5 protein-coding genes and 1 pseudogene are annotated in these 5,365 nt (G+C 29.6%); 4 read left to right on the top strand and 2 right to left on the bottom strand.

Annotated elements, in window-relative coordinates; genetic code table 11:
* A pseudogene (locus GQ540_RS11130) lies at positions 1 to 446 on the top strand (hypothetical protein); the annotation flags it as partial.
* A gap of 54 nt (positions 447 to 500) precedes the next feature.
* On the opposite strand, the gene GQ540_RS11125 reads toward GQ540_RS11130, so the two are convergent.
* A complete protein-coding gene (locus tag GQ540_RS11125) occupies positions 501 to 1,508 on the bottom strand; it encodes a 3-oxoacyl-ACP synthase III family protein (protein WP_291801027.1) in 1,008 nt (335 codons plus the stop codon).
* Between the two features lie 54 nt (positions 1,509 to 1,562).
* Positions 1,563 to 2,252, bottom strand: a complete 690-nt coding sequence (locus GQ540_RS11120; RefSeq protein WP_291801026.1) for a nitroreductase family protein — start codon at positions 2,250 to 2,252, stop codon at positions 1,563 to 1,565.
* 122 nt (positions 2,253 to 2,374) lie between these two features.
* Here GQ540_RS11120 and htpG point away from each other — a divergent pair, with 122 nt between their 5' ends.
* The 3 genes from htpG to GQ540_RS11105 form a co-directional block, all read left to right on the top strand.
* Entirely contained in the window at positions 2,375 to 4,264 is a 1,890-nt protein-coding gene (gene htpG, locus GQ540_RS11115) for a molecular chaperone HtpG (RefSeq protein ID WP_291801024.1), read from the top strand.
* A gap of 149 nt (positions 4,265 to 4,413) precedes the next feature.
* Positions 4,414 to 5,109 (top strand): hypothetical protein, encoded by a 696-nt coding sequence (locus tag GQ540_RS11110; protein ID WP_291801023.1) that lies wholly within the window; start codon positions 4,414 to 4,416, stop codon positions 5,107 to 5,109.
* Between the two features lie 7 nt (positions 5,110 to 5,116).
* Positions 5,117 to 5,365 (top strand): NUDIX domain-containing protein (locus tag GQ540_RS11105; RefSeq protein ID WP_291801021.1); only part of this gene is annotated, 249 nt, incomplete at its 3' end.

Below are 5,365 nucleotides of genomic sequence, written 5' to 3'. Positions count from 1 at the left end.
CATTTAGTAGATGGAATGAAAACTATTTTAGCATGTTAAAAACTGAAGATGGTTGGGAATTAACATTACAATTAAGGCCGGGAGAATACGAGTATAAATTTATTGTTGATGGTGAATGGATTACAGATACTGAAAACCCCTTAATGAACAATAATGAATTTGATGGATTTAATTCTGTAATTAGAATTGGGAAGCTAGTAACATTAAAATTGAATAATAACTTAAGTGCTACAAAAGTTATTCTCACTGGTTCTTTTAATAACTGGAATGAAAATAATTGTAAAATGATTAAAACCAAAAATGGCTGGGAATATACTTTTAAACTCCCAAGCGGAAAACATCATTACAAATTTATTGTTGATAATAATTGGATTGTTGATCCTGATAACCCCGTACAAGAATATGACTATGATGGAAATATTAATTCTGTTTATATTGTTAAATAAAAAACACCTTTTAAAAGGTGTTTTTTATACTTCATAATTATTTTTCTTTTTACTTTACCAACGAATTATAACACTTCCCCAAGTAAAACCACTTCCAAAGGCTGCTAATACCACCAAGTCATTATCTTTAATTTTACCTTGCTCCCAAGCTTCAGTAAGTGCAATTATTACAGATGCTGCAGTGGTATTTCCATATTTCATAATATTATTAAATATTTGATCATCGGTTAATTTAAACTTTCGTTGAACAAATTGAGAAATACGTAAATTGGCCTGATGAGGAATTAACATATTAATATCTGATACATCTAAATTATTTGCTTGCAATCCTTCTACAATTGCTTCAGAAAAACGAACTACTGCATGTTTAAAAACAAATGTTCCGTTCATATAAGGGAAGTAACTTTCATCGCTATCATCATCTGCAGCAATTATTGACGGAACCCAATGTCTAATACTTGGAGCTAAAACTGTTAATTCTTCTGCATGTTTTCCTTCAGAATGTAAATGAGATGATAAAATCCCTTTAGTGTTATCTTCAGTTCTTGATAGTACCGCTGCTCCAGCTCCATCACCAAAAATTACAGAAACACCCCTACCTCTAGTTGATTTGTCTAAACCTCCTGAATGAAATTCAGCACCAACAACTAAAATATTTTTATACATTCCTGTTTTTATAAACTGATCTGCAACAGACATGGCATAAATAAAACCTGAACATTGATTTCTAATATCAACTGCTCCAACAGTTCTCATATCTAACATATCTTGTAATTGAACTCCTCCTCCAGGGAAATAATAATCAGGACTTAAAGTTGCAAAAACTATAAAATCTATATCATCTTTTGTTAATCCAGCTCTTTCAATAGCAATTCTAGATGCTTTGACTCCCATAGTAGCAGATGTATCATCGCTTCCTTCTTTAATCCATCGTCGTTCTTTAATCCCAGTTCTTTCTTGTATCCACTCATCATTCGTATCCATCAATTTTGACAAATCATCATTAGTCACCACATTATCAGGTACATAATAACCAAGCCCTGTTATCTTCGAATTATACATATTGTAATATTTTATTTTTTCAAGATAGTAAAAATTTCAACATAAAATTATAACTTAATATATCTTTAAAATCTTATTTAAAGGTTTTCGTTCAATATTTGGAACGTAAGCTTTAGCTGACTCATAACCAACAGGTAACAATAAAAACGCACGTTCATTTGATGGTCTATTTAATATTTTCTCTAAAAATCGCATTGGACTTGGTGTATGTGTTAATGTTACCAAACCTGCATTATGAATTGCCGAAATTAAGAAACCACATGCCAAACCAACCGATTCATTTACATAATAATTTTGATGTTTTGTACCGTCATCAATTAATTCATAAGGTTTTTTAAAAACAATTATTAAATAGGGTGCCGTTTCTAAAAAAGGTTTATCTGCATCAGTTCCTAAATGTTTTAAATCATCCAACCATTCATCACTCATTCGTTCATTATAACTTTTACGCTCTTCTTCTTCAGCGGCATCTCTAATTTTTTTCTTAATTCCAGAATTTTGAACAACACAGAATGTCCAAGGTTGTTTATTTGCTCCTGAGGGTGCTGTTGAAGCAGCTTTTATAATATTTTCAATAACTTCAATTGCTACAGGTTTATTTGAAAAATGACGAACTGACCTTCTTTTATGAAGCCAATTAAAATAGTCACTAGATCTTTTTAGCATCTCATTTTCAGGATAACTTTCTTGAATGTGCCTAATATGTTTATAGCCATCAACTAAAATAAAATCGTCTTCTTGCATAATCTTTGTATAAAATTCAAAATTAAGGAATTAAAACTTATGTCAGTTTGTCACAGAAAGAAGTTTGGTATTTTTTTTGACTATTAAAAATCATTAAATATTAAATAAAAAAAATTAGATATATGGCAACAGGAAATATTAATGTAACAGCTGAAAATATTTTTCCAATTATAAAAAAATTCTTGTATTCTGATCACGAAATATTTTTACGTGAATTAATTTCAAATGCAACGGATGCAACTTTAAAATTAAAACACCTTTCTACTTTAGGTGAAATTAAAGGTGATATAGGAGAACCAAGAATTGAAATAATAGTTAATAAAGACAATAAAGAAATTAGAATTATTGACCAAGGTGTTGGTATGACTGGTGAAGAGGTTGAAAAATACATAAACCAAGTAGCTTTTTCTGGTGCTGAAGAATTTGTTGAAAAATACAAAGACAAAGTTGAAGACTCAGGAATAATTGGTCATTTTGGATTAGGTTTCTACTCTTCATTTATGGTTGCAAGTAGTGTTGAAATTTTTACAAAATCATTTAAAGACGATTCAAAAGCTGTACGTTGGGAATGTGATGGAAGTCCTAAATACACTTTAGAAGAAACTGACAGAACTGAAAGAGGTACAGAAATAGTTTTACATATTGATGACGATTCTACTGATTTTTTAGAAGAAAGTAAAATTACAGAGCTTTTAAACAAGTATAATAAGTTTATGCCAATTCCAATTAAATTTGGAACACGCGAAGAAACGTTACCTAAAGCTGAAGATGCTCCTGAAGATGCTGAAGCTGAAAAAATTACGGTAGATAATATTGTAAACAACCCAAATCCAGCTTGGACAAAAAGTCCTAGTGATTTAAAAGATGAAGATTACAAATCGTTCTACAGAGAAATGTATCCAATGCAGTTTGAAGAGCCCTTATTTAACATTCACTTAAATGTTGATTATCCTTTTAACTTAACTGGTATCTTGTATTTTCCAAAGCTTAGTAAAAGCATGGATCCTTCAAAAGACAAAATTCAATTATATCAAAACCAAGTTTTTGTAACTGATAATGTTGAAGGTATTGTACCAGACTTTTTACAAATGTTGCGTGGTGTAATAGATTCTCCAGATATTCCTTTGAATGTTTCTCGTTCGTACTTACAAGCTGATGGAGCTGTTAAAAAAATAGCAAGCTACATTACAAGAAAAGTTGCTGATAAATTAATTAGCTTATTCAAAAACGACCGTAAATCTTTTGAAGAAAAATGGGATGATATTAAAATAATTATTGAATACGGAATGCTTTCAGAAGATAAATTCTTCGAAAAGTCTGACAAGTTCGCATTGTATCCAACTGTTGACAAAACTTACTTTACGTTTTCTGAATTAGAAGAAAAAATAAAACCAGCTCAAACGGATAAAGATGGTAAATTAATTGTGTTATACGCTTCAAACGAAAAAGCACAACACAGTTATATTGAAGCTGCTAAAGAAAAAGGATACGAAGTTTTATTATTAGATTCTCCAATAGTTTCTCACTTCATTCAAAAATTAGAAGGTGCTAAAGAAAATATTCAATTTGTTAGAGTTGATGGTGATCATATTGATAATTTAATTAAAAAGGACGAAGATATTATTAGCAAACTTTCTGATGAAGAAAAAGAAACTTTAAAGCCTATTATTGAAGAAGCTGTTCCAAAAGAAACTTACACCGTTCAATTAGAAGCTATGGACTCTAATGCGAATCCGTTTATAATTACACAACCTGAGTTTATGCGTAGAATGAAAGAAATGCAAGCTTCTGGTGGTGGCGGAATGATGGGAATGGGTAATTTTCCCGATATGTATAACTTAGTAGTAAATACTAATAATGAGTTGGTTGGTGAAATTTTAAATACAAAAACCAAAAAGAAGCAAGAACGCTTAATTAAACAAGCTTTTGACTTGGCAAAATTATCTCAGAACCTACTACACGGTGAGGAATTAACCAATTTTATTAAGCGTAGTTTTGAAATGATTAAATAAATTTTATCATTCATAATACAGTTTAACAAACAATTAATACAAAGCCTCAATACTAATTGAGGCTTTTTTTATTATTTTTATCACCTTAAAACTTTACAATTGTAATTATTGGCATTTTTTTTGTGGATATACAGAATTAAAATAAGAAAATGAAGAATATTTTTAAACCTATAATTTTAACAGTGCTAATTAGCTTTAGTACACTTACTTTATTTTCGCAAAACGACACCACTAAAACGATTGTAAAAGACGCTAGAATTAATAATGAAATTTCTACTGAAGGAAATTATCAATTAAAAGCTGTTTCTGCAAATACCAAAGTAAAACCTGCATCAGATTTTGATATAAGAATTGAAAATAAATTAAATACTGAAACTGTTAATGAACAACTCCGTAAAAATAAACCAACATCTAATCCTCAAAATTTTTTATTAGAAGAGTTACCTGAAAATAGAGATATTATTGGTAAAAAATATTGGAAAGGGAAAGATGTAACACATAAAAAATTAGAGAGCCATTTAAGTTTAGGAACCCTAACTAGTAAAACAAAAATGGTTAAAATTGAATGTAGAGATTTTGGAGAAGTTGATGGAGATAGAATTAGAATCTATTTAAATAACAACATTGTTAGTGATAATATTGGGTTGAAAGGAAATTATTATGTGTATTTTGTAAACTTAGATAAAGGATATAATAAAATTGATTTTGAAGCTTTAAATCAAGGATATGCCGGACCAAACACTGCTGAATTAAGAGTTTATGATGATAACGGAACACTTCTTACTGTAAAAGGTTGGGGTTTAAACACAAAACAAATAGCTACAATAGGTATTCATTTTTACTAATTAAATTATGATTTTAGCGGCATCAGGAATTATTATACAAAACAAAAAGATATTGTTACTTCAACGTTCTAATTACACTGAAAACTATCCTGAATTTTGGGGTTGTCCCGGTGGTAGAGCTGAAAAAGATGAAACTGCTGAACAAAATGTAATTAGAGAAGTTAAAGAAGAATGTAATTTAAAATTCTCTCCTACTTCTATTTTTAAAACAGGTGTTTGGCAAGATAGAAATTACTATCGTTTTTTGGGAAATTGG

Origin of the sequence: Lutibacter sp. (genome assembly GCF_013139515.1) — a bacterium.
Lineage (GTDB): Bacteria > Bacteroidota > Bacteroidia > Flavobacteriales > Flavobacteriaceae > Lutibacter.
This window is presented reverse-complemented; position numbering and strand designations above follow the sequence as displayed.